Origin of the sequence: Kocuria cellulosilytica (assembly GCF_040981245.1) — a bacterium.
In the GTDB taxonomy this organism is placed as follows: domain Bacteria; phylum Actinomycetota; class Actinomycetes; order Actinomycetales; family Micrococcaceae; genus Kocuria; species Kocuria cellulosilytica.
The window spans coordinates 307285-330408 of record NZ_JAVFWZ010000002.1 but is presented as its reverse complement, the minus strand read 5'-3'; the positions used below and the strand labels follow the sequence as shown (position 1 = coordinate 330408).

The 23124-nt window shown below is 73.1% G+C and carries 22 protein-coding genes and 1 riboswitch; of the genes, 15 read left to right on the top strand and 7 right to left on the bottom strand.

The annotated features are described in order from the left end of the window. The first annotated feature begins 125 nt into the window (after positions 1 to 125). The 10 genes from RCG67_RS04085 to RCG67_RS04040 all read left to right on the top strand — a co-directional run bounded on the left by RCG67_RS04085 (position 126) and on the right by RCG67_RS04040 (position 10987). Positions 126 to 3251 (top strand): Na+/H+ antiporter subunit A, encoded by a 3126-nt coding sequence (locus RCG67_RS04085; RefSeq protein ID WP_368824949.1) that lies wholly within the window; start codon positions 126 to 128, stop codon positions 3249 to 3251. Continuing rightward, on the top strand, positions 3248 to 3739 hold the full coding sequence (locus RCG67_RS04080; protein WP_368824948.1) for a Na(+)/H(+) antiporter subunit C: 492 nt from the start codon (positions 3248 to 3250) through the stop codon (positions 3737 to 3739). The genes RCG67_RS04085 and RCG67_RS04080 overlap by 4 nt, the downstream gene beginning before the upstream one ends. After that, the gene (locus tag RCG67_RS04075; protein WP_368824947.1) at positions 3736 to 5376 is read left to right on the top strand and encodes a Na+/H+ antiporter subunit D; all 1641 of its coding nucleotides are present in this window, start codon (positions 3736 to 3738) and stop codon (positions 5374 to 5376) included. Before RCG67_RS04080 ends, RCG67_RS04075 begins: the two co-directional genes overlap by 4 nt. Continuing rightward, the gene (locus RCG67_RS04070) at positions 5373 to 6068 is read left to right on the top strand and encodes a Na+/H+ antiporter subunit E (RefSeq protein WP_368824946.1); all 696 of its coding nucleotides are present in this window, start codon (positions 5373 to 5375) and stop codon (positions 6066 to 6068) included. The genes RCG67_RS04075 and RCG67_RS04070 overlap by 4 nt, the downstream gene beginning before the upstream one ends. After that, the gene (locus RCG67_RS04065; protein WP_058873812.1) at positions 6065 to 6337 is read left to right on the top strand and encodes an MrpF/PhaF family protein; all 273 of its coding nucleotides are present in this window, start codon (positions 6065 to 6067) and stop codon (positions 6335 to 6337) included. The genes RCG67_RS04070 and RCG67_RS04065 overlap by 4 nt, the downstream gene beginning before the upstream one ends. After that, complete coding sequence (mnhG, locus tag RCG67_RS04060) at positions 6334 to 6849, top strand: monovalent cation/H(+) antiporter subunit G (RefSeq protein ID WP_368824945.1); 516 nt, start codon at positions 6334 to 6336, stop codon at positions 6847 to 6849. Before RCG67_RS04065 ends, mnhG begins: the two co-directional genes overlap by 4 nt. A 58-nt stretch (positions 6850 to 6907) precedes the next feature. Further along, entirely contained in the window at positions 6908 to 7186 is a 279-nt protein-coding gene (locus RCG67_RS04055; RefSeq protein WP_368824944.1) for a DUF4235 domain-containing protein, read from the top strand. 260 nt (positions 7187 to 7446) lie between these two features. Beyond that, positions 7447 to 7566: riboswitch (TPP riboswitch) on the top strand. 90 nt (positions 7567 to 7656) lie between these two features. After that, positions 7657 to 8277 carry an ECF transporter S component gene (locus RCG67_RS04050; protein ID WP_368824943.1) on the top strand — a complete coding sequence of 207 codons (621 nt, stop codon included), beginning with the start codon at positions 7657 to 7659 and terminating at the stop codon, positions 8275 to 8277. After that, positions 8274 to 10193, top strand: coding sequence for an ABC transporter ATP-binding protein (locus tag RCG67_RS04045; RefSeq protein ID WP_368824942.1), 1920 nt, complete (start codon positions 8274 to 8276; stop codon positions 10191 to 10193). The genes RCG67_RS04050 and RCG67_RS04045 overlap by 4 nt, the downstream gene beginning before the upstream one ends. Further along, the gene (locus RCG67_RS04040) at positions 10190 to 10987 is read left to right on the top strand and encodes an energy-coupling factor transporter transmembrane component T family protein (protein WP_368824941.1); all 798 of its coding nucleotides are present in this window, start codon (positions 10190 to 10192) and stop codon (positions 10985 to 10987) included. The genes RCG67_RS04045 and RCG67_RS04040 overlap by 4 nt, the downstream gene beginning before the upstream one ends. Before the next feature lie 8 nt (positions 10988 to 10995). Here the strand turns inward: RCG67_RS04040 and RCG67_RS04035 are convergent, their stop codons facing one another. The 4 genes from RCG67_RS04035 to RCG67_RS04020 form a co-directional block, all read right to left on the bottom strand. Further along, the gene (locus RCG67_RS04035) at positions 10996 to 11877 is read right to left on the bottom strand and encodes an aminotransferase class IV (RefSeq protein ID WP_368824940.1); all 882 of its coding nucleotides are present in this window, start codon (positions 11875 to 11877) and stop codon (positions 10996 to 10998) included. A gap of 28 nt (positions 11878 to 11905) precedes the next feature. After that, positions 11906 to 12499, bottom strand: coding sequence for a uridine kinase family protein (locus tag RCG67_RS04030; RefSeq protein WP_368824939.1), 594 nt, complete (start codon positions 12497 to 12499; stop codon positions 11906 to 11908). Beyond that, positions 12496 to 13023, bottom strand: a complete 528-nt coding sequence (locus tag RCG67_RS04025; protein ID WP_368824938.1) for a low molecular weight protein-tyrosine-phosphatase — start codon at positions 13021 to 13023, stop codon at positions 12496 to 12498. The genes RCG67_RS04030 and RCG67_RS04025 overlap by 4 nt, the downstream gene beginning before the upstream one ends. A gap of 85 nt (positions 13024 to 13108) precedes the next feature. Next, positions 13109 to 15091, bottom strand: a complete 1983-nt coding sequence (locus RCG67_RS04020; RefSeq protein ID WP_368824937.1) for a BCCT family transporter — start codon at positions 15089 to 15091, stop codon at positions 13109 to 13111. A 326-nt stretch (positions 15092 to 15417) separates the two neighbouring features. Between RCG67_RS04020 and dnaK the strand changes: the two genes are divergently transcribed. From dnaK to RCG67_RS04000, 4 genes are all read left to right on the top strand, one after another. Next, positions 15418 to 17274: a molecular chaperone DnaK gene (gene dnaK / locus RCG67_RS04015; protein WP_368824936.1), complete on the top strand. Its 1857-nt coding sequence runs from the start codon at positions 15418 to 15420 to the stop codon at positions 17272 to 17274. 2 nt (positions 17275 to 17276) lie between these two features. Then, complete coding sequence (locus RCG67_RS04010) at positions 17277 to 17933, top strand: nucleotide exchange factor GrpE (protein WP_424346605.1); 657 nt, start codon at positions 17277 to 17279, stop codon at positions 17931 to 17933. A 164-nt stretch (positions 17934 to 18097) separates the two neighbouring features. After that, complete coding sequence (locus RCG67_RS04005) at positions 18098 to 19114, top strand: DnaJ C-terminal domain-containing protein (RefSeq protein ID WP_368824934.1); 1017 nt, start codon at positions 18098 to 18100, stop codon at positions 19112 to 19114. Position 19115: 1 nt separating this feature from the next. Further along, entirely contained in the window at positions 19116 to 19556 is a 441-nt protein-coding gene (locus RCG67_RS04000; RefSeq protein ID WP_368824933.1) for a heat shock protein transcriptional repressor HspR, read from the top strand. Between the two features lie 103 nt (positions 19557 to 19659). Here RCG67_RS04000 and RCG67_RS03995 read toward each other — a convergent pair whose 3' ends face one another. From RCG67_RS03995 to RCG67_RS03985, 3 genes are read right to left on the bottom strand one after another with little or no spacing between them, the layout of a single operon-like run. Continuing rightward, on the bottom strand, positions 19660 to 20154 hold the full coding sequence (locus RCG67_RS03995) for a GNAT family N-acetyltransferase (protein WP_368824932.1): 495 nt from the start codon (positions 20152 to 20154) through the stop codon (positions 19660 to 19662). Further along, the gene (trmB, locus tag RCG67_RS03990) at positions 20151 to 20942 is read right to left on the bottom strand and encodes a tRNA (guanosine(46)-N7)-methyltransferase TrmB (RefSeq protein WP_368824931.1); all 792 of its coding nucleotides are present in this window, start codon (positions 20940 to 20942) and stop codon (positions 20151 to 20153) included. The genes RCG67_RS03995 and trmB overlap by 4 nt, the downstream gene beginning before the upstream one ends. After that, entirely contained in the window at positions 20914 to 21621 is a 708-nt protein-coding gene (locus RCG67_RS03985) for an LOG family protein (protein ID WP_368824930.1), read from the bottom strand. The genes trmB and RCG67_RS03985 overlap by 29 nt, the downstream gene beginning before the upstream one ends. Positions 21622 to 21715: 94 nt before the next feature. Between RCG67_RS03985 and RCG67_RS03980 the strand changes: the two genes are divergently transcribed. Further along, positions 21716 to 22978, top strand: a complete 1263-nt coding sequence (locus RCG67_RS03980; RefSeq protein WP_368824929.1) for a multidrug effflux MFS transporter — start codon at positions 21716 to 21718, stop codon at positions 22976 to 22978. Positions 22979 to 23124 lie beyond the last annotated feature (146 nt).

Below are 23124 nucleotides of genomic sequence, written 5' to 3'. Positions count from 1 at the left end.
TTTGATAGGCTGGATCTCCCCGGGTGCGCCCCGGCCACCCCGTGCTCGCACAGGTCCTCCGTGCCCGCGTCCGGGCTCCTCGACGCCCGCCCGCCGATCCCTTCCCCGACCCCCGGAGGCGCCCGATGACCGCTGTGCTCCTGCTCCACGCAGTGGTGGCGGCGGTCGCGCCCCTGCTGTTCGCGCGGATGGGACGCAGCGCCTTCTACGTCCTGGCGGCCGTGCCCCTCGCCGGCTTCCTGTGGCTGCTGGGCTCGGCCCCGCGGGTGTACGGGGCCGAGGGCGGCTGGACGGAGGGCGGTCAGTGGATCCCGTCCCTGGACCTCGACCTGGTCCTGCGGATGGACGCCCTCGCGTGGACGATGTCGCTGCTCGTGCTCGGTGTCGGCTCGCTGGTGCTGTTCTACTGCGCCCGCTACTTCAAGTCGGACGCGAGCGGCATCGGCGGCTTCGGCGCCCAGCTGCTGGCCTTCGCGGGCGCCATGTTCGGTCTGGTGACCGCCGACGACATGCTGGTGCTGTTCGTCTTCTGGGAGATCACCACCGTCCTGTCCTTCCTGCTCATCGGCTACAGCCGGACCCGCCTGTCCGCCCGGCGCGCGGCGCTGCAGGCCCTGGTGCTCACCACGGCCGGCGGGCTGGCCATGCTGGTCGGCATCGTGATGCTGGGCCAGGCGGCGGGGACGTACCGGATCTCCGAGGTGCTCGCGGCGGCCCCGGAGCTGGCCGGGCGCGGGACCGTGGTGGACGTGGCGGTGCTCCTGCTCCTCGTGGGGGCCGTGACCAAGTCCGCCCTGATCCCCCTGCACTTCTGGCTGCCGGCCGCGATGGCCGCGCCCACCCCCGTCTCCGCGTACCTGCACGCCGCCGCGATGGTCAAGGCCGGGATCTACCTGGTGGCCCGCTTCGCGCCCGGTTTCGCCGAGACGGCGCTGTGGCAGCCGACCGTCGCGGTCCTCGGGCTGGGCACCATGCTCTTCGGCGGCTGGGCGGCCCTGAAGCAGTACGACCTGAAGCTGATCCTCGCCTACGGCACCGTCAGCCAGCTCGGCTTCCTCGTGGTGATCGTGGGCCACGGCTCGGCGGACACGGCGCAGGCCGGCATGGCCATGCTCCTCGCGCACGGGCTCTTCAAGGCCGCGCTGTTCCTCGTGGTCGGGATCATCGACCACCGGGCCGGCACCCGGGACATCCGCCGGCTGTCGGGGCTCGCCGGCCGCGTGCCCGTGCTGTTCGCCGTCTCGCTCGTGGCAGCGGCGTCCATGGCCGGCCTGCCGCCCCTGGCCGGGTTCGTGGCCAAGGAGGCGGTGCTGACCGCGTTCGCCCACGACGTGGACTCCGCGGCGGGCGCCGTGGTGCTCGCCGGGCTCGTGGTGGGCTCCGTGCTGACCGTCGCCTACAGCGCCCGCTTCCTGTGGGGCGGTTTCGCGCAGAAGTCCGCCGAGTTCTCCGAGCTCGACGCGGGGGTGGGCGGCAAGGCCGTGATCAGCGACATGCAGCGGGTCGAGCCCGCGTTCCTCGCGGCCCCGCTCGTGCTCTCCGTGCTCACCGTGGTCTTCGGCCTGTGGCCCCAGCCGGTCAACGCCGTGCTGCAGCCGTACGTCGACCGCTTCCCGGCCGAGGAGGGGCACGAGTTCTACCTGGCCCTGTGGCACGGGCTCACCCCCGCCCTCGGACTCTCCGCCCTCGTCATCGCGGGCGGGCTGCTGATGTACCTGGGCCGGCGTCCCGTCGCGGACCTCCAGCGGGCTCTCCCGTCCCTGCCCGCCGGCGAGCTCGTCTACCGCAAGGTCGTCAACGTCCTCGACCTCGCCGCTGTGTGGATCACCGGCCGGACCCAGCGCGGTTCGCTGATGTTCTACCTCTCGGTCATCCTGATCACCGCGATCGTCGTGCCGCTCGTGGCACTGTTCGTCGAGGAGACCCCGCCCCTGGGGTCGCTGCGGGTCTCCGACAGCCCCGCCCAGCTGATCGCCGGCGCGGCCATGGTCGTGGCGGCGCTGCTGGTGCCCCTGGCCAAGAAGCGGTTCCTCGCGGTCCTGCTCGTGTCGGTCACCGGCTACGGCCTGGCCCTCATCTTCGCCCTGCAGGGCGCGCCGGACCTCGCCCTGACGCAGACCCTGGTCGAGACCGTGCTGCTGGTGGCCTTCGTGCTCGCGCTGCGCTCGCTGCCGGCCCCGCTGTGGCACCGCAACCCGGCCGGGCGCCGGCTCCTGCGCGGGACCATCGCGGTGACCTTCGGGCTGTTCATGATGGCGCTCGCGGCGTTCAGCATCTCCTCGCGCACGGCCGATCCCGTCTCCCTGGAGCTGCCGCGGATGGCCTACGAGCTCGGCGACGGGGCGAACGTGGTCAACGTCATCCTCGTGGACATCCGCGCGTGGGACACCTTCGGGGAGATCTCGGTGCTCGTGCTCGCCGCGACCGGTGTGGCCTCGCTGATCTTCGTCACAGGCCGCGGGGACCGCATCGTGCGGTCCGGGGACGACCCCACCACCGACCAGCTGCGGGTGATCCGCCGGCGCAACGCCGCGGCCGTCTCGCCCGGCGGCGAGCCCCTGGAGATCGGCCTCGCCCGCCGCGACGACGACCTGGAGGACCCCTATCTGCTCGCCGGCAGGACACTGGCCCCCGAGCGGCGCTCGATCGTCTTCGAGGTGGTCACCCGGCTGCTCTTCCACACGTTCATGATGGTCTCGCTCTATCTGCTGATCGCCGGGCACAACGACCCCGGCGGGGGTTTCGCGGGCGGGCTCATGGCGGGGCTCGCCCTGACGGTGCGCTATCTCGCGGGCGGGCGCTACGAGCTCGAGCTGGCCACCCCGATCAACGCGGGCACCATGCTCGGGGCCGGACTCGCGCTCGCCGCCCTCTACGCCGTCACCCCGGTGTTCCTGGGCGGGTCGGTGATGCAGAGCTACACCTTCGAGGCCGAGCTGCCGGTCTTCGGGGCCGAGAAGTTCGTGACCGCCCTGATCTTCGACGTCGCGGTCTACCTGATCGTGGTGGGGCTCATCCTCGACATCCTGCGCTCGCTGGGCGGCCGGATCGACCAGCGGATCGAGGAGGACGCCGTCCGGCGGCGGCGGCGCGCACCGGGGCGCGGCACGCGCATCCGCGTCACGCGGCAGCGGAAGGTGCCCGCCGGCGCCCCCGCGGGCACGACCGCGGGCGCGACCGCGGTGTCGTCCGCGACGTCGCCGACCCCGGCCGTCCGGACCGGCCCCGACGGAGGGAACGAGCACCGATGACCGTGAACCTGACCCTGCTGGTCGTGATGGGCGTGCTCTACGCCGTGGGCGTGTACCTGCTGCTCGAGCGCTCGCTCACCCGCGTGCTGCTCGGGCTGATGCTGCTGACCAACGGCACGAACCTGCTGATCCTGCACGCCGGCGGGGAGGCCGGCTTCGCGCCCCTGTACGACGCGTCGATCGCCGCCGAGAACTACAGCGACCCGCTGCCCCAGGCCCTCATCCTCACCGCCATCGTGATCTCCCTGGCCGTCACCGCGTTCCTCCTGGGCATGATCTACCGCTCCTGGGTCCTCGGGCGCCGGGACGAGATCCAGGACGACGTCGAGGACCGGCGCGTGGCCCGGCAGTCCTCCTACGACGTGGAGAGCGACGCCGACATCCCCGCCGACACGACCGAGTTCGACGACGTGCCCCCGCCCCGGGACCCGGAGGAGTCCCTCGAGGCCCCCGGCGTGCTCGGCCCCAGGAGAGGGAGGAACCGGTGACCGTCAACCTCGCCCAGCTGGCGCCGCTGGCCGTCATCATCCCGTTCCTCGGCGCAGCCCTCAGTCTCCTGCTGCTGCGGCGCAACGCCCTCCAGCGCACCGTGGCCATCGGCTCGCTCGTGCTCACCCTCGCGGTCGAGGCCCTCGTGCTCGTGAGCACGTGGGACGTCGGCCCGCAGGCGGTCCACCTCGGCGGGTGGGAGTCGCCCTGGGGCATCGTCATGGTCGTGGATCAGCTCTCGTCCCTGATGCTCGTGGTCTCCACGGTCGTCTCGCTCGCCGTGCTGGTCTACGCGAGCGGGCAGGGGGTGGCCGACGGCGACGAGGAGGGGCCGATCTCGATCTTCCACCCCTCGTTCCTCATCCTCGTGGCGGGAGTGTCGAACGCCTTCCTCGCCGGGGACCTGTTCAACCTCTACGTGGGTTTCGAGATCCTGCTGACCGCCTCCTACGTGCTCATGACGATGGGCGGGACCGTCCAGCGGATCCGCACCGGCGTGACCTACGTGGTGGTCTCGGTGATCTCCTCGGTGCTGTTCCTCATCACCATCGCGATGATCTACGCGGCCACGGGCACCATCAACATGGCCGACCTCTCCGTCAAGCTCGAGGGCCTCCCGGTGGGCACCCAGATGCAGCTGCACCTCATGCTGCTCATCGCGTTCGGCATCAAGGCGGCGGTCTTCCCGCTGTCCTTCTGGCTCCCGGACTCCTACCCCACGGCCTCCGCCCCGGTCACCGCGGTGTTCGCCGGCCTGCTGACCAAGGTGGGCGTGTACTCGATCATCCGCACCGAGACGGTGCTGTTCCCCGGGGACCGGCTCGACGACCTCCTGATGTGGGTCGCGCTGCTCACCATGGTGGTCGGCATCCTCGGCGCGCTCGCGCAGATCGACATCAAGCGCATGCTCTCCTTCACGCTGATCAGCCACATCGGGTACATGATCTTCGGCGTGGCCGTGGGCACCCAGGAGGCCCTCTCCGCCACGGTCTACTACGTGGCCCACCACATCGTGATCCAGACGAGCCTGTTCCTCGTGGCCGGGCTGATCGAGCGCCGCGGCGGATCCACCAACGTGGACCGGCTGGCCGGGCTGGCCCGGATCTCCCCGCTGCTCGGGCTCCTCTACCTCGTGCCCGCGCTCAACCTCGGGGGGATCCCGCCGTTCTCCGGCTTCCTGGGCAAGGCCGGCCTGCTGCAGGCCGGCGTCGACCGGGGCGACCCACTGGCCTACGCCCTGGTCGCAGGGTCCGTGGCGGTGTCCCTGCTGACCCTGCTGGCCCTGATGCGGGTGTGGAACCGCGTGTTCCTGCGCGCTCCCGAGGACGCGGAGTACCCGGACCCGATCCTGCTGGCCCCCGTGCCCGCAGGCTCCCGGTTCCTGCTCACCTCGGGAGCCGTGGACCACCAGGCGGGCCGGTTCGCGGGCAAGGGCGACGTGCGCCTGATGTCCCCCTCGATGCTCGGCGGGGCCTCGGCCCTCGTCACCGTGGGGGTGGCCCTCACGGTGTTCGCCGGTCCGCTGTTCCAGCTCGCGGACAACGCCGCGGAGAACCTCGTCCGCCCCGAGCGCTACGTCGAGGCCGTGCTGGACCCCGAGTCCGCGCCGCGGCCCGTCGTGGAGGAGGCCCCGTGACCCGGCCCAAGAACTCCCTGCTCGTCGAGCTGCCGCTGCTGGTGTGGCTCGTGGCCGTGTGGGGCGCCCTGTGGGGCGACTTCGGTCCCGGCAACCTGCTGATCGGCCTGGTCCTGGCCCTGCTCGTGACGTGGGTGCTCTACCTCCCGTCCGTGCAGCTGTCCGGCCGGTTCAACGTCCTCCAGTTCGCGGTCTTCGCCGTGACCTTCGTGTGGCAGGTCGCCAAGGCGAGCGTCGAGGTGATGCTCATCGCGATCCTCGTGGGGCCGCGCGCGCGCAACGCCGTGGTCGGCGTGCGCCTGCGCACCCGCTCGGACCTGCTCTTGACGGCCACCGGGCACACCATGACCCTGATCCCCGGCTCGCTCGTCGTGGAGGTGGACCGTGCCGCCGGGACGCTGTACTTCCACGCGCTCAACGTCCGCAACGCCGAGGAGGCCGAACGGTTCCGCCGCTCCGCGCTGCGGGTGGAGGCCGCCTGGATCAGGATCATGGGCACGCCGGAGGAGCTCGCCGCGCTGCGGGCCGAGCGCCGCGGGGGAGGACCCGCCGGCACGGACCACAGGGACAGCGCCGCGATCGGCTCCCCGGTCACCGCGAGCCAGCAGATCGTGGGCGGCCGCCGCGACGACACCCCGGCCGATCCCCCGACCGGCGCCCCGACCGACGCCCCCGAGGAGGACCGCCCGTGATGGAGATCGCCGTGGCCGTCGCGGCCGTGCTGCTCAGCGCGGCCGCGGCAGGCACCCTGTACCGCCTCGCCAAGGGTCCCTCCCTGCTGGACCGGGTGGTGGCCACCGACGTGCTGCTGGCCGTCGTCGCGGCCGCCCTCGCCGTGGAGATGGCCTACCACGGGCACCTCAACAACCTGATCCTCATGGTGATCGTCTCCCTGGTCGGCTTCATCGGCTCCGTGACGGTGGCCCGCTTCGCCACCCAGACCGCCGAGCACGGGCGGTGAGCGCCGTGCTGGACACCGTCCTGGACGCCGCCGCGGCCGTGTGCCTCGTGGTCGGCGCGCTGATGTCCCTCGCGGCCGCGATCGGCCTGGTCCGCTTCCCGGACCTGCTGACGCGCATGCACGCCGGCACCAAGCCGCAGGTCTTCGGGCTGCTCCTGATGCTCACGGCGGTCGCCCTGGAGAACCGTGACCCCGTCATGATCCCGCTCATCCTCCTCGGCTGGATCTTCCAGCTGCTCACCGTGCCCGTCTCGGCGCACATGGTGGGACGGTCCACGTACCGCTCCAAGCACCTCAACCGGAACACGCTCACGCAGGACGACCTGCAGGAGGTGCTCAACCGGGCCGGGAAGAGCGCCACGGAGAGCGCGGCGGAGGGCACCGTGGAGAATGCCGCGGGGAGCGCCGCCGGGAGTGCCCCCGGGCGCGCCGCCACGGCGACTCCGGCGCCGAGCGCGGACGGCCGGCGAGCGGACGGACAGCAGACTGACGGATCGACGGGGACGCGTTAGGCTGGTCGGGATCGACAGGGCGCACTCGCGTCCCCCGGACGACAAGGAGCAGCACTCCATGAACGACAAGGTCATCGAACTCCTCGGCACCGGCGCCTCGCTGGGCGGCGTGGTCCTCTCGCACAAGGTGCTCGGCTCGGTCTGGACGCGTGTCACGGGCAACCCGCCGCCGGCCAAGAACCCGGACCCCAGCGAGACCTGGACGGCCATCATCATCTGGTCCGTCATCACCGGCCTGGTGGGCACCGTCATCAAGGTCGCCGTGCACCGGCAGGTCGCGAAGATGGAGAACAAGTCCCAGGAGAGCCCCAAGGCCTCGAGCCAGGCCGAGGTCTGAGCGCAGGGGAGCACCTCGTGAGGGGCTCGTCCGGTCGCACACCGCAGCGGTGTGCGACCGGACGAGCCCCTTCGTCGTGCTGACCCCTTCGCCGTGCGGCCCTCTTCGCCGTGCGGCCCTCTTCGCCGTGCGGCCCCCGCACCGCGGGGGCATCCGGGACCAGCACGGCGGCGTGCGGAAGGAGCACCGCAGCGTCGCGGCGGGATGCTGGTGCCTGCCGACGTGCGCGGGCGGCCGGGCGGCGGGGTAGACTCGGTGGCACTGAACGACAGGGGAGCGCCCCGCCCGGGACACCGGCGTGGCGCTGAGAGTGCGGATCGCCGCAGACCCTCGAACCTGCTCCGGTTAGCACCGGCGAAGGGAGTCGAGCATCTCAGGGGTGTTCCCCGGGAGCGCGCCACCGGCGCGGCCCGGAGGAACCCCGTCCCCTCCTGGCACCGACGGCTCGCTGAGCCCAGGAGGAACCCACCGTGAACACCACCACCCACCGCCCCGCCCGCCGCCCCGGCACGTCCGGCGCCTCGTCCTGGCGCGTCGTCGACATCGTCGTGGCCGCAGTCCTCGCCGCCGTGTGCGCGGTCGTCTTCTGGGCGTGGTCGAACCTGCTCTACCCCGTGGTCGGCACGGCCGCGGTCGCCTATCCGCCCGCCGTGGGCCTGATCGCCGGCGGCTGGCTCGTGGCCGGTGTGCTCGGCGGACTGATCATCCGCAAGCCCGGTGCCGCGCTGTTCTGCGAGCTGCTCGCCGCCGTGATCGAGAGCTTCCTGGGGACCCACTTCGGCCTGCTCGTGGTCCTCTCCGGCCTAGTCCAGGGCGTCGGCGCCGAACTGGCCTTCGCCGCCTTCCGGTACCGCCGCTTCGACGCCCTCGCGGCGGCTGTCGCAGGCGCCGTGAGCGGGATCTTCCTGGGCGTGCACGAGAACATCCTCTACAACTACGAGTGGGCGCTCGGCCACCAGGTGGTCTACGTGCTCCTGGCGGCCGTCTCCGGGGCGGTGCTCGCCGGCCTCCTCATGCACGCCGTGGTGCGGGCGCTCGCGGGCACCGGCGTCCTGCAGGGCCTCGCCTCCGGGCGGGCCGTGCGGCGATGACGGCGCCCACGGCCCAGCGCCGTGCGGTGCCCGCCGCCCGGGGCGCGCGCGTCGAGGCCCGCGGCTTCGGCTGGCACCACCCCGGGCGGGACACGGCGGCGCTGCACGGACTCGACCTCGTGCTGGAGCCGGGGGAGCGGGTGCTCCTGCTGGGTCCCAGCGGGGCGGGCAAGTCCACCTTCCTGCACGCCCTGGCCGGGGTCCTCCACGACGACGACGGGCAGTCCGGGTCCGGCGAGCTGCTGCTCGACGGCATGCCGCCGCACCGGGCGCGGGGCCGCGCCGGGCTCGTGCAGCAGGACCCCGAGTCCCAGGTGGTGCTGTCCCGGATCGGCGACGACACCGCCTTCGGCCTCGAGAACCTCGCGGTGCCCCGGGAACAGATCTGGCCGCGGGTGCGGGCGGCGCTCGACGACGTGGGCCTCGACCTCCCGCTCGGGCACTCCACCGCGGCCCTGTCCGGCGGACAGAAGCAGCGCCTCGCGCTCGCCGGCGCCGTGGCCATGAGCCCCGGGCTGCTGCTGCTCGACGAGCCGACCGCGAACCTGGATCCTGCCGGCGTGCGGCAGGTCCGTGACGCCGTGGTGTCCTGCCTGGACCGCAGCGGTGCCACGCTCGTGGTCGTGGAGCACCGCGTGGCCGTGTGGGCCGAGGTCGTGGACCGCGTCGTGGTGCTCGGCCACGACGGGGGCATCGCCCACGACGGGTCCCCGGAGCAGGTGCTCGGTGCGGCGGCCGACGAGCTCAGCAGGGCCGGGGTGTGGGTCCCCGGCCGGGTGCCGGCCACGCGCGCGCCGGCGCGCCCGCCCGGGCAGGAGCGTCCGGAACGGGAGCGTGCCGGGCACAAGCGCTCTGGACGGGAGCGTGCCGGGCAGGGGCGTTCCGAGCAGTCCTGTCCTGAGCAGGAGCATCCCGAGCGGGAGCGTGCCGGTCAGGAGCGTCCCGCGCAGGACGGTCCGCTGCTGAGCGCCGACGGTCTGTGCGTCTCCCGCAGCCAGCCCTCGGCGCGCCGGCTGCGCGCGCGCCGCCGGGCGCGGCGGCGCGGACGCACCCCGGAGGACGCCGCCGTGGGACGGGACCTGCCCACGGCGGTCGACGACGTCAGCCTGAGCCTGCACCGTGGCCGCGCGCTCGCCCTGACCGGCCCCAACGGCGCCGGGAAGTCCACGCTGGCGCTGACGCTGGCGGGCCTGCTGGCCCCCGTGCGCGGCACCGTCACCGCGCACCCGCGGCTCGACCGCGGGGCAGGTCCCGATCCTCTCGAGTGGAGCGGCCGGGAGCTCGTGGCCCGGGTCGGAACGGTCTTCCAGGAGCCCGAGCACCAGTTCCTGCGCGCCACCGTGCGCGCCGAGCTCGAGCACGGGCCCCGGCTGGCGGGCGCCCCGGCTGCCGAGCGGCAGCGGCGCACGGACGAGCTGCTCCGCCGGCTGCGGCTGTCCCACCTGGCCGACGCCAACCCGTTCACCCTCTCCGGCGGCGAGAAGCGGCGGCTGTCGGTGGCCACGGTGCTCGCCACGGACCCGGACGTGCTGGTCCTCGACGAACCCACGTTCGGCCAGGACGCCCTGACGTGGGCGGAGCTCGTGGACCTGCTCGTGGAGCTGCTCGACGCCGGCACCTCGGTCCTGGCCGTGACGCACGACGAGGACTTCGTGCGGGCGCTCGGCGCCGAGGTGCTCGAGCTCGGGACGCCCGGACCCTGCACTCCCGTGACCCGTCTTCTCGAGGCCTGCGCTCCGGAGCAGCGGGTCCCGGAACCGCACGGGCCGGGGACTCGCCCTCCCGCATCCGGTGCCCTCGAGGCCTCCGCTCCCGAGCCGCACGTCCCCGGCCCCCGCAACCCGCAGGGCGGCCGTCCGGGTCCGCCCCACCGCCCGCCGCCGCGGTCCCGGCCGGCGGGGGAGCCGGTCCGATGAGCGCTCCCGCGATCGCGCCGTCGTCCCGGGCCTCCCTGCTGGGACGGACGAACGCAGTGGTCAAGCTGGCCGGGGCGCTGCTGCTGACCGTGGTGCTCGTGCTCAGCGCGGACCCCGTGACGTCGGGGACCGTGCTGCTGGGCGAGCTGCTCCTCCTGGCACTGGCGGGGCAGCACCCGCTCGCGTTGCTGCGCCGGGCGTGGCCGGTGGTCGTGGCGGCCCTCGTGAGCGGGTGGGGCACGGCGCTGCTCACCGAGGACTCCGGGCCGGTGCTGCTCGACCTGGGGGTCACCGGGATCTCGGCCGGCGCGCTGGCCGCAGGCGCGGCGATCGCCCTCCGCGGGCTGGCACTGGCACTGCCCGGGCTGATGCTGGTGCTCACCACGGACCCCACGGACCTCGCCGACGGCCTCGCGCAGACACTCCGCCTCCCGGCCCGCTTCGTGCTGGCGTCCCTGGCCGCGCTGCGGCTGGTGGGTGTGATGGCCTCCGAGTGGGCCACCCTCGCGATGGCCCGGCGGGCGCGCGGGGCGGGGGCCGGGCACGGGCAGGTGGGCGCGCTGCGGGAGTTCGGCGGTCAGGCGTTCACGCTGCTCGTGCAGTCCCTGCGCCGGGCCACCCGGCTGTCGGTCACCATGGAGGCGCGCGGCTTCGGCGCGGGACCGCGCACGTGGGCCCGCCTCCCGGAGCACTCCTGGCGGGACGCCGTGGTCCTCGCGGGCTGCGCGGCGGCCGCCGCGGCCGGCCCGGCGGTGTCGGTCCTGCTCGGGACGCACCGGTTCATCTGGGCCTGAGCGAAGGATCAGGCCTGCGAGACCCAGCTCGTGACGAGCCGGGTCAGGTCCGGGTCCACCGGCAGCGGCTGGTGGTCGAGCCGGCGCACCGGCACCGCGAGCCGCACGCTGGAGACCAGCCACACGGCGTCGGCCTCCATGAGGTCCGCCGGGTACAGCGGGCCGTAGCCGAGCTCCCAGCCGTCCCGGCGGGCGGCGGCGAAGATCTTGGCCTGCGTGGTGCCCGGCAGGATCCCGTGCGAGGGCTCCGGTGTCAGCAGGGTGCGGCGGTCGCCGCGCACGCGGGCGCAGACCACGGAGGACGTCGCACCCTCCAGGACCCTGCGGCCCTCCGTGGTGAAGACCGCCTCGTCCGCCCCGAGGGAGCGGGCGTGGCGCAGGGCGGCCATGTTGATCGCGTAGGAGAGCGTCTTGGCCCCCGGCAGCAGCCACGGGTACCCGGCGTCCAGGGCGGGGTCGTGGCCGCGCGGCAGCAGCACCGCGGTCACGCCCTCCCGCCGCTGCCGGAACGTGGTCCCGGGAACGGGGCTCACCACGACCCAGGACCACGGGCCGTCCTCCGGCGTGCCGCGGCTGATCACGACCTTGACGCTGTGCTCGGCGCCCAGGCCGCCGTCCCCGCCGGGGGCCGCGTGGGCCAGCGCCAGCTCCACCGCTCCGCGGGTGTCCCGCGCGGACGGCACGGGCAGCTGGGCCAGCCGCGCGGAGGCCGAGAGCCGCTGGTGGTGGGCCTCGAACTTCTGCACGACGCCGTCGACGGCGCGCATGGTCTCGAAGACGCCGTCCCCCCGGGTCAGGCCCTGGTCGTCGATCCGCACGAGCGGGACGGACGGATCGGCGAGGGCGCCCCCGGGGTGGGCGGCGTCGAGGACGACGACGGTGCTGGTCACGGATCCTCCTGTGGGTGCGTCCGAGGGCTCAGCAGACCGGGCCGGGGTGCAGGATGTCCACCTGTTCCCAGACGTGGTCCTCCGCCAGGTAGGCGTCCTCCTGGGCGGCCCAGCGGTCCCAGTGCTCGGCGTAGTACGAGCCGTCACGGCTCAGCGCACGGTCGTAGCGCAGCGCGGTGGGCAGCTCGACCCACACGGAGACGTCCAGCAGCTGCCGGGCCTCGGCGCTGCAGGCGCCGACGCCCTCCAGGACCACGACCTCCGCCACCCGGGTCAGCCGCGGGGTCCCCGGGGAGTCGGTGACCCAGTCCCACGCGCTCCACTCCGCGTCCCGGCCCTGGTCCAGGGGGGTGAGCACCTCGTCCACGTAGGTCCGCCGGCCGGGCCCGAGTCCGTCCCAGCCCGGATAGAGGTCCTCGAGGTGGAAGAGCGTCACGTCCCGCACCGGGCGCAGCACCTCGACGAGCTGCTCGGCGAGGCTGGTCTTGCCGGCGCCCGAGCGCCCGTCGATGCCGATGAGGTACGGGCGGCGGGTGGGGGAGGGGAGCAGCCGCGCCAGGTTGGTGCCGGCGGGGTTGGCCGCGGCGAGCGACGGGTCCAGTTCGAGCTCGATGTCGATCACGCGCGGCCGGCGTCCTGCGCGGAGCCCCGGCCGGCACCGAGCTCCCGGGCGACGGCGCGGACGACGCCCGGCACGGCGGCGGCGATCATGCCGTAGGTGGTCTCGAAGTCCTCCGGGCCCCCGTACCAGGGGTCGTAGATCCCCAGCTCCTCGGGCTCGAGGTCCTCGGCGCCGGGGTCGAACTCGCGGAGCAGGCGCACCTTGGCCGCGGCGGCCTCGTCCGGCGCGAGCTCCCGCAGGCGCCGCCAGTGGACGACGTCCAGGGCGAGCACGAGGTCGCGGTCGTCGAAGCGGACGGGGTCGAAGGCCCGGGCCTCGTGCCGGGAGGCGTCGAGTCCCTCGCGGCGCATGAGCTCACCGGCGCGGGGGTCCACGGGGTTGCCCAGCTCCTCGTCGCTGACGCCCGCCGAGTCGATCCGCACGCGCTCGGCCAGTCCTGCGGCCTCGAAGGCGCGGCGCAGGGCGAGCTCCGCCATGGGCGAGCGGCAGATGTTGCCCGTGCACACGGCCACGATCGAATACATAGCGGGCAGTCTAAGCCGTCCGGTCCCGGCACGAGAAGTGCGGCCGCCGCCCGGGGGCGACGGCCGCACTTCTCGTGCCGGGAGGTCAGGTCCGGTCGCGGTCCTGACGGAGGGGAAGATCCTCGTCCGGGTCCAGGTGAGACGGGTCCGGGTCCTGGCGCGAACCGTCCGGGTTCAGGACCGATCCGTCGGGGGCCGAGCGCGATCCGGTCTCCGCGGCGAGGTCGATCTCCCGGCCGTGCTCGTCGACGCGCCGGTACCAGTCGGTCACGGCAGGGTCGTGCGAGTCGAACGTCTCGCCGGCGGCGCGGGCGCCCGGGGCGTGCTCCACCTGGAGGGCGAAGTCGTCGCCGTGCTCCTCGATGCCGTGGATCACGGCCTTGCGCACGGCCGTGAGGGCGAACGCGTGCCGGATCGTGGCCGGGTCGCTGCGCAGGTCCTTGTAGAAGGAGACCATCAGGAAGGCGACGATGACCGCGAACGGCAGGGCCGAGACGGTGACCAGGTTCTGCATCCCGGTCAGGGCGTCGTCGCCGCCCACGAGCATCATGACCGTCGCGATGCCGCCGAGGCACAGGCCCCAGAACACCACGATGAAGCGGCTGGGCTCCGGCCGCCCGCGCTGGGACAGGGTGCCCATGACGATGGACGCGGAGTCCGCGCTGGTCACGAAGAAGATGCCGATGATGACCATGGCGAGCACCGACGTGAGCGCGCCGAGGGGCAGGGCGTCGAACATCCCGAACAGCACGGCCTCCTGGCCTCCGGCGGCCGCGAGGTCGGTCCCGGTGCGCTGCAGGTACATGGCGGTGCCGCCGATGACCACGAACCAGAGCACGCACATCGAGGAGGGCACGATGAGCACCACGGTCACGAACTGGCGCAGCGTGCGGCCGCGGGAGATCTTGGCGATGAACATCCCGACGAACGGGGACCAGGACAGCCACCACGCCCAGTAGAACACGGTCCAGCCGCCGGCGAAGGCGGTCGAGTCCTCGCCCCAGCCGCCGGTCTGCCCGGTCATCCACAGGTACTCCTGCAGGTACGTGCTGAACACGGCGGGAACGAGGTCCAGGATCAGGACGGTGGGCCCGGCCACGAACACGAACAGGGCCAGCAGGAAGGCCAGCAGCAGGTTCGTGTTGGAGAGGTAGCGGATGCCGCGGGCCACGCCGGAGACGGCGGAGACCACGAAGGCGGCCGTGAGCACGGCGATGACGGCGATGAGGCCCCCGTTGCCGAGCGGGCCCCAGCCGGCCACGATCTCGAGGCCCCGGGAGATCTGCAGCGCGCCGATCCCCAGGGAGGCCGCGGTGCCGAAGAGGGTCGCGAAGATGGCGAACACGTCGATGAGCCGGCCCAGGCCGCCCTCGGCGCGCTGCTGGCCGATCAGCGGCACGAAGATCCGGCTGATCAGCGGGGGGCGCCCGCGGCGGTACGCGCCGTAGGCGACGGCGGAGCCGACCACGGCGTACATGGCCCAGGGGTTGAGGCCCCAGTGGAAGGCCGTCTGGACGAGGGCGTAGACGGTCATCTCCTCGGAACCGGGGTCCGCCCCGAAGCCGGGGACGCCCGCGCCGAAGTGGCTCATGGGCTCGGAGGCGCCGTAGAACATCAGGCCGATGCCCATGCCGGCGGCGAAGAGCATGGCGAGCCACGAGAAGAAGGAGTACTCGGGCTTCTCGTCGTCCATGCCCAGCGGGATGCGGCCGGTGCGGCTGAAGCCGACGACGAGCATGAACAGCACGGCGGCCGTGGACAGCGCGGTGAAGAACCAGCCGGCGTTGCCGGTGACCCAGCCCAGGGCGGCGGTGGAGGCGGCGGTCAGGGACTCGGTGGAGAGCACGCCCCATGCGATGAACGCCACGATCAGCGCGGCGGTGACGAGGAAGACGACCTTGTCCGTGCCGTAGTGCAGCTTCTGGTCCTCCACGGCGATGCCGGGGACCAGGGCGGGGTGGATGCCGTGGGGGTAGTTGATCTCCCGCAGCACCTCGCGCGGCTTCGGCCGGTGCGGGGACCCGTTCGGGCTCGGTGGTTGCGGCGAATGGGGTGGTGTGGTGCTCACGGAGGCTCCTGCGGTGTCGGGTGCGTGCGGTGTCGTGTCGAAGTGCGTGCGTGGGCGTGCGGGGCGGACCCGGTGATGTCGATGGGGCCCGGTGGTCCGGGCGCAACAGTCCATTCTAGCGGAGAGCTCTCACGGCAGCAGAGCGGTGAGCGCGTGCTCACACCTGGCACCGCAGATAGGTTGAGTCGATCTGACTCAAGTTGGCTTGACATCAGCCCCTCACGTGGCAGACTTGAGTCAGGAAAACTCAAGACCTGAGACCTCCGGGACCCAACGGGGCCACGACGGCCCGCCCGGTTCAGCTCGACCCGAAGGAGAACACGTCCATGTCTCGTGCAGTAGGAATCGATCTCGGCACCACCAACTCCGTGGTGTCCGTGCTGGAGGGCGGCGAGCCCACCGTCATCGCCAACGCCGAGGGCAACCGGACCACGCCGTCCGTCGTCGCCTTCTCGAAGGACGGCGAGACCCTGGTCGGCGACATCGCCAAGCGCCAGGCCGTCACCAACGTGGACCGCACCATCGCCTCGGTGAAGCGCCACATGGGCACCGGATGGTCCACGGACATCGACGGCAAGAAGTACACGGCGCAGGAGATCTCTGCGCGCATCCTCATGAAGCTCAAGACCGACGCCGAGTCCTACCTGGGCGACAAGGTCACCGACGCCGTGATCACCGTCCCGGCGTACTTCAACGACGCCGAGCGCCAGGCCACCAAGGAGGCCGGTGAGATCGCCGGCATGAACGTGCTGCGCATCGTCAACGAGCCCACCGCCGCGGCGCTCGCCTACGGCCTGGAGAAGGGCAAGGAGGACGAGCTCATCCTCGTCTTCGACCTCGGCGGCGGCACCTTCGACGTCTCCCTGCTGGAGGTCGGCAAGGACGAGGACGACTTCTCCACCATCCAGGTCCGTGCGACCGCCGGCGACAACCGGCTGGGCGGCGACGACTGGGACCAGCGCGTGGTCGACTGGCTGCTGGCGCAGGTGAAGTCGAAGACCGGCGCGGACCTGTCCAAGGACAAGATCGCCCTGCAGCGCCTGAAGGAGACCGCGGAGCAGGCCAAGAAGGAGCTGTCCTCCGCGACCAGCACCAACATCTCCCTGCAGTACCTGTCCGTGACCCCCGAGGGCCCCGTGCACCTGGACGAGCGCCTCACCCGCGCCAAGTTCGAGGAGCTCACCCGGGACCTGCTCGAGCGCACCGAGAAGCCGTTCAAGGACGTCATCACCGAGGCCGGCATCTCCGTGTCCGACATCGACCACGTGGTGCTGGTGGGCGGCTCGACCCGCATGCCCGCCGTCGCGGAGACCGTCCAGCGCCTGGCCGGCAAGGAGCCCAACAAGGGCGTGAATCCGGACGAGGTCGTCGCCGTCGGTGCCGCCATCCAGGCCGGCGTGCTCAAGGGCGACCGCAAGGACGTGCTGCTGATCGACGTGACCCCGCTGTCGCTGGGCATCGAGACCAAGGGCGGCGTGATGACCAAGCTCATCGAGCGCAACACGGCCATCCCCACCAAGCGGTCCGAGACCTTCACCACCGCCGAGGACAACCAGCCGTCCGTGTCCATCCAGGTCTTCCAGGGCGAGCGCCAGTTCACCCGGGACAACAAGAACCTGGGCACCTTCGAGCTGACCGGCATCGCCCCCGCCCCGCGCGGGATGCCGCAGATCGAGGTGACCTTCGACATCGACGCCAACGGCATCGTGCACGTCTCCGCGAAGGACAAGGGCACCGGCACCGAGCAGTCGATGACCATCACGGGCGGGTCCTCCCTCTCCAAGGAGGACATCGACCGCATGGTCAAGGACGCCGAGGCCAACGCCGAGGCGGACCGGGTGCGCCGCGAGGCGGCCGACCTGCGCAACAACGCGGAGCAGCAGGCCTACTCCGTCGACAAGCTCCTGAAGGACAACGACGAGAAGCTGCCCGCGGACGTCAAGTCCGAGGTGCAGGCGGACGTCGACGCCCTGAAGCAGGCGCTCGAGGGCGAGGACGACGACGCCGTGAAGTCGGCCTACGACAAGCTGCAGCAGTCCCAGACCAAGCTCGGCGAGGCTCTCTACGCGCAGTCGCAGACCGAGGGCGCCGAGGGCGCCCCGGGTGCGGGCGCGGCCGGTGCCACCGGCGACGAGGACATCGTCGACGCCGAGGTCGTCGACGACGAGGACGAGAAGAAGTGAGCATGCCCGACCCCACGCCAGGACCCGACGAGAACGCGGCGGAGAACGGCCCCGGGAACGTCCCCGGGGACCCCGCCGCGCAGCCCGAGGAGCACCGCGCGCAGGACCCCGGGACCCGCCCCCAGGAGGAGGCCGGGCCCGAGGGCCTGACGGTGGACGACATCCTCTCGACGCCCCAGTCGACCGACGCCGAGTCCGGGGACGCCGCGGCGCCGGGCGCCGCGGGAGAGGACTCCCCGTCGGCCGCCCTCGCCGAGGAGCGGCTCGAGGAGCTGCGCCGGCTGCAGGCCGAGTTCGTGAACTTCAAGCACCGCACGGCGCGCGAGAAGGAGCAGCTGCGGACGTTCGTCACGGGCGACCTCCTGCAGACGCTGCTGCCGGTGTTCGACGACATCGACGCGGCCCGGCAGGCGGGGGATCTCACCGACGGCCCGTTCGCGGCGATCGCGAACAAGCTCGAGGAGACCCTCGTGCGGCAGGGGCTCGTGCGGATCGGGGAGGTCGGGGAGAAGTTCGACCCGAACGTCCACGAGGCGGTGCTGCAGCAGCCCACGAGCGAGGTCGAGCCCGACCAGGTCTCGATGGTGCTGCGCTCCGGCTTCCGGATCGGTGAGCGCGTGGTGCGGCCCGCCCAGGTCGCCGTCGCGGTCGCCGAGTGAGGCCGGTCCCGGCCTGATCCGAGCGACGGCAGGGGAGGCCCGCCCCGCGGGCCTCCCCTGACCCGTCCACCCGTCCCCGGTGCCGCGGCACCGGGGACCACCCCAGCACCACCACCGGGCCCTGCTCGACAGGACCCCGACCGGCCCCACAGAAAGGAGGCGTCATGGCCAGCCAGGACTGGATCGACAAGGACTTCTACAGCATTCTCGGCGTCTCCAAGGACGCGTCCGCAGCCGACGTCAAGAAGGCCTACCGCAAGCTCGCCCGCGAGTACCACCCGGACCAGAACCCGGGCGACGCGGAGGCCGAGCAGCGGTTCAAGGACATCACGGAGGCGAACTCCGTGCTCTCCGACCCCGAGGAGCGCAAGCAGTACGACGCGATCCGCGCGATGGGCTCCGGCGCGCGCTTCACCGCGGGCGGCGCCGGCGGCGGGGGCGGCTCGGCGAACTTCGAGGACCTCTTCGGCGACATCTTCGGCGGAGGCGGCGGAGGGCGCCGCCGGCGCACGACCTACTCCACCGGCGGCGCGGGGGGCCCGGGCGGGTTCGAGGACCTGTTCGCTCAGTTCGGCGGCCAGACGGGCTACGGAGCGCCCGGCGGCTACGGCGGGTACCAGGCCCCGCCGGCGCGCGGGGAGGACATCCGGACGGAGACGACCATCCCGTTCCGCTCCTCCGTGCACGGCACCACGATCAAGCTGCGCCGCGGCAACGGTCAGGAGACCACGGTGCGGATCCCCGCCGGCGTGCGGGACGGGCAGAAGCTCAAGCTCGCCGGCAAGGGCCACTCCGGGCCCGGCGGGGCCGGGGACCTCTACGTCACCGTCCACGTGACGCCGCACCCCTTCTTCAAGCGGGTCGAGGGCACGGACGACGTCGAGGTCACCGTGCCGATCTCCTTCCCCGAGGCGGCTCTGGGCGCCACGATCGAGGTGCCCGTGCTGGACGGCGGCACCGTGCGGCTGAAGGTGCCGGCGGGCACGTCCTCGGGCCGGCGCTTCCGCGTCAAGGGGCGCGGGTTCAGCACGGCCAAGGGCTCGGGCAACCTGATCGTGACGGTCGAGGTGCACGTGCCGGCCGAGCTCGACGAGCAGGCGCAGGACGCCGTCCGGGCGTTCGCCGAGGCGACCGCGGCCCAGGACCCCCGGGCCGGCCTGGCCGCGAAGGCGCGGGTGTGAGATGGCACTGGACGCAGACCAGCCGCTGTTCGTGATCTCCGTGGCCGCGGAGATCGCGGAGATGCACCCGCAGACGCTGCGCCAGTACGACCGGCTCGGCCTCGTCAGGCCGTCCCGCGCCCCGGGCCGGGCCCGGCGCTACTCCCAGCGCGACATCGAGAAGCTGCAGCAGATCCAGGTGCTGTCCCAGGAGGGCGTGTCCCTCGAGGGCATCCGGCGCATCCTCCAGCTGGAGAACCAGGTCGCGGCCCTGCGCGCGAGGGTGGCGGAGCTGTCCCAGGAGCTCGAGGACGCCCGGGACCGGGCCGAGGAGTCCTCGCGGATCTTCGCCGCCGGTGTCGGCGGGGACGTGGTGCGCATGGCCCGCGGCGCCCGTCCCCGCGCCCGCAAGATCTCGCAGGCCGTGGTGCTGTACCGGCCCCCGCGCCAGCAGGAACGCTGACCGGCCGGCCTCGCGCCAGCAGGAGCGCTGATCGGCCGGCCTCGCGCCGGCAGGAGCGCTGACCGGCTGGATCCCGGGACGGCCGGACCCGGACCGGTGCGGGTCAGCGCAGGTGCTTCTCGAAGCCCACGTCGTACACGCCACCCGGATAGACCTGCGCGGTCCCGGGCAGCAGGACGTAGCCGCTGCGGCGGTAGAGGGCGAACGCCTCGGGCTGGCGGCTGCCGGTGGTGAGGTAGATGCGCCGATACCCGGCCGCGGCGGCGAGCCGCTCGAGCTCGGCCAGGACCCGCCGGGAGATCCCGCGCCGGCGGTGCGCCGGAGCGGTCCACACCCGCTTGAGCTCGGCGGTGGCGTCGTCGTGCCGGCGGAACGCGCCTCCGGCCACCGTCACGCCGTCCTCGAGGAGGAGCAGGAGCGCCCCGGCGGGGGCGATGAAGTCGTCCACCGGGTGGTGCGCCATCTCCTCCGCCCCGATCTCGGGGCCGTAGCGCTCCACGTACTCGAGGTGCAGGCCCTCGAGGAGCGGCCGCGTGCGGGGATCACCCGGGCGCACCACGACGAAGCCGTCCCGCTCCGGGCCGGAGGCTGCGCTCACTCCGTCCGGCGGTAGACGAGGTCGCGCGGGACGCGGCCCGCCTCCCGCGCCTTGCGCTCGAAGCTCGTGAGGATCCGTCCTTCCCAGCGGGGGGCCCAGCCCGTGTCCGGGTGCTCGTCGTCGGCGAGCGGGCCCGGGTGGACGTTCTCGAAGTGCGGGGACGCGTCGAGGACCTCGCGCATCACCAGCGCGTACTCCTGCCAGTCCGTGGCGAGCCGCCACAGCCCGCCCGGCACGAGCACCCGGGCGGCGAGCTCGGCGAACGCGGGGGAGACCAGGCGCCGCTTGTGGTGGCGGGTCTTGTGCCAGGGGTCCGGGAAGAACACCCACAGCTCGTCGACCGAGGCCGGGGCGAGCAGGTGCTCCAGGACCTCGGGCGCGTTGGCCTGCACCACGCGGACGTTGTCCACGCCGGCCTGGCCCGCCTTGAGCAGGAGGTCCGCGATCCCGGGCTTGTACACCTCGACGGCGAGGAAGTTCCGCGCGGGATCCTGGGCGGCGGCGTGCACGACGGCCTCGCCGAGCCCCGAGCCGACCTCCACGACCAGCGGCGCCTCGCGCCCGAAGGCCGCGGCGGCGTCGAACTCGTGGTCGGGGTGCACGGAGGTGTCCGTGCGCACCCGCGGGACGTCGATCACCCGGGTGGGCGCCCAGTCGTCCCAGGCCTTCTGGCGGCGGGCGGTGAGGCGGTCGCCGCGGCGCACGAAGGAGTACGGCCGGCGGTGGAACTCCTCGGGAACGGGGCCCTGCGCGGGGCCCTCAGCGGGGGAAGGGGTCTGCTCGCTCATCGCCCACCATCCTAGGCGCAGGCCGGGTGGTCGCGGACCCGCCGGCTGTCGGCCGGCCTGCTGCCGACCGGCCGGGTGCAGGCCCGGGGGGCACCGCCCCGCCGCCCACGGCGGGCGGCTCCGACCAGCGGCGGGGCGGCGCCTCCCACGCCGCGAACCGCTCCAGCAGCTCGTCCGCGTCCCGGGCGACCACGGCCGCGTCCCGGTACTCGGGGCGCACGAGGCCGGCCGCGGACATCGAGGCCACCGCGTCCAGCAGGGGCCGCCAGTAGCCGGCCACGTCGAGGAAGCCGACCGGCTTGGCGTGCACCCCCAGCTGCAGCCACGTCCAGGCCTCGAAGATCTCCTCGAGGGTGCCCAGGCCACCGGGCAGGGCCACGAACCCGTCCGCGAGGGCGGCCATCTCGGCCTTGCGCTCGTGCATCGTCCCGACGATGCGCAGCTCGGTCAGCCCCGGGTGGGCGGTCTCGTCGTCGACCAGGGACTGCGGCATGACCCCGACCACCTCGCCCCCGGCGGCCAGCGCGGCGTCGGCGACGACGCCCATCAGCCCCACGTGGCCGCCGCCGTAGACCACGCCCACGCCGCGACGGGCGAGAGCGGTGGCGAAGGCCCGGGCGGCCTCGGGGAACAGGGGGTCGGAACCGAGGGAGGCCCCGGTGTACACGGCGAGTCTCATGAGGGCATTGTCGCCTCTCGTGGCCGCCCTCGGCTCCCCGCGCACGGCGTCGATAGCATGAGTCCCGCCCAGCACCCGTGCCGAAGGACCCGCCGTGAGCTCACCGCCGCCCGACCACCCCGTGCGCTCCCGCCTGCGCCTCTCCGGCGGCAGGGACCGGGTGGTGCTGGTGGCGGCGCTGGGGATCCTCAGCGCGGTGAGCCCGATGGCCACGGACATGTACCTGGCCTCGATGCCGGCCATGGCGGAGCACTTCGGGGCGTCGGCCTCCGCGGTGCAGCTGACGCTGACCACCTACATGGTCGGCATGGCCGTGGGGCAGTTCCTGCTCGGCCCGGTGTCCGACGTGCTCGGGCGGCACCGGCTCATGGTGGCCGGCAACGCGCTGTTCCTGCTCAGCTCCGTCGCCGTGGTCCTGGCCCCGAGCATCGGGGTGGTGCTGGTCCTGCGGGCGGTCCAGGGCCTCGCCGGGGCGGCGGGCGTGGTGATCGCCCGCGCCGTGGTCTCGGACATCGCCTCCGGGCGCGGGGCCGCCAAGCTGTTCTCGATCCTCGCGACCATCACCTCGCTGGCCCCGGTGGTGGCCCCCCTGCTGGGCGGAGTGATCGCCACGGTGGCCCCGTGGCAGACCGTGTTCTGGGTGCTCGCGGTGTTCGGGCTGCTGATGCTGGCGTGCTCCGTGCTCGTGGTCCCCGAGACCCTGCCCCCGCACCGCCGGCACCGCGGCGGGGTCGGCGCGGTCGTGACCGGGTCCTGGCGCGTGCTGCGCACCCCGTCCTTCATGGCCTACGCCCTGGCCTTCGGCCTCGCGTTCGGCGCCCTGTTCTCCTACATCTCCGCGTCCTCCTTCGTGGTGCAGAACGTGCTCGGCTACTCGGCGCTCGGCTACTCCGTGGTCTTCGCCGTCAACGCGGGGGGCTCGATCCTGGGCGCGGTCGTCAACACCCGCCTCGTCGACCGGGTCGAGCCCGGCACCATCCTCCGCACCGCGATCGTGGTCATGGCCACCGTCAACGTGGTGGGACTGGGGCTGATTCTCGCCGGGATCACCGGATGGACCACTCTGGCGCACCTCTTCGTGAGCCAGACCTGCATCGGTTTCGTCATGGGCAACGCCGTGGCTCTCGCCCAGGGCCGGGTGCCCGGCCGGGCCGGTGCCGGGTCGGCCGTGCTCGGGCTGGTCCAGTTCCTCCTGGGCGGGCTCGTGAGCCCGCTGACCGGTCTGGCCGGGCAGCACACCGCCGTGCCCATGGCCGTGTCCATGGCGGTGTGCTCCCTGCTCGCCACCGGGACCGTGCTGCTCGCGCGCCGGCTCTCGCGGCAGGCCCCGGAGGACCCCGGTCTTCCCGGGCCGTAACAGGGCAGAAACGGGCCGGGACGAGACTGTGGCCGGTCCACCGGTCAATGGCGGTCGGACCTCCGGACCTGTGATTAGATGCCTTCGGCCGAGACGGAGGTCACAGCCTCGTCACGGTCCCTTCCCTGACCCACCCGACACCCACG